The organism is Mesorhizobium sp. M0296, from assembly GCF_040321675.1.
GTDB lineage: Bacteria > Pseudomonadota > Alphaproteobacteria > Rhizobiales > Rhizobiaceae > Mesorhizobium.
Genome location: NZ_JAMYRZ010000113.1, coordinates 1 through 562 on the forward strand (window position 1 = coordinate 1; position 562 = coordinate 562).

At 60.3% G+C, this 562-nt stretch carries 1 protein-coding gene; it reads left to right on the plus strand.

Going from position 1 to position 562, the window contains the following annotated elements:
* Nucleotides 1–562, plus strand: a 562-nt coding sequence (locus tag NKI97_RS35410; protein WP_352838613.1) for an ABC transporter substrate-binding protein, incomplete at both ends; no start/stop codon positions are given.

Here is a 562-nt window from a genome sequence, read left to right on the forward strand (position 1 = left end):
GTATCGTCGGTCTTCCGGAGTCACTCCACGCCGAGCCGCTGGAAACGACCACGGTTCGTCTGCCGCGGTGGGTTGGTGGTTCCTATTGCTGGGCAGGCGCGTACATCGCCGGAGAACTGATGCGCGCAGAGGGCTTCACCGACGTTCGCTACGTAGAAGCCGACAGAAGCGTCGACCAATCGGAATGGATCGCACGCGGTGAGACCGATTTCTCTGTGAACTTTCCGCCGAATCAGATCGCGTCGATCGACGCTGGCGTGCCGATCAAGGTGCTAACCGGGTTGCACTCGGGATGCCTCGAACTGATCGCCAAGGAGAGCATCCGCAGCGTCACGGATCTGCGGGGCAAGAGGGTGGGCGTGGATGGTTTCAATAACTCGCGACACATGTGGCTGACGCTCATGTCCGCGTATGTCGGGCTCGATCCCGTGAACGATATCCAATGGGTCTTGACTAAGGACGTCAAGCCCACGGAACTCTTCATCCAAGGGAAGATCGACGCATTCCTTGGGACGCCGCCCCAGCCGCAGGAGCTGCGCGCCAAGAAGATCGGCCACACGAT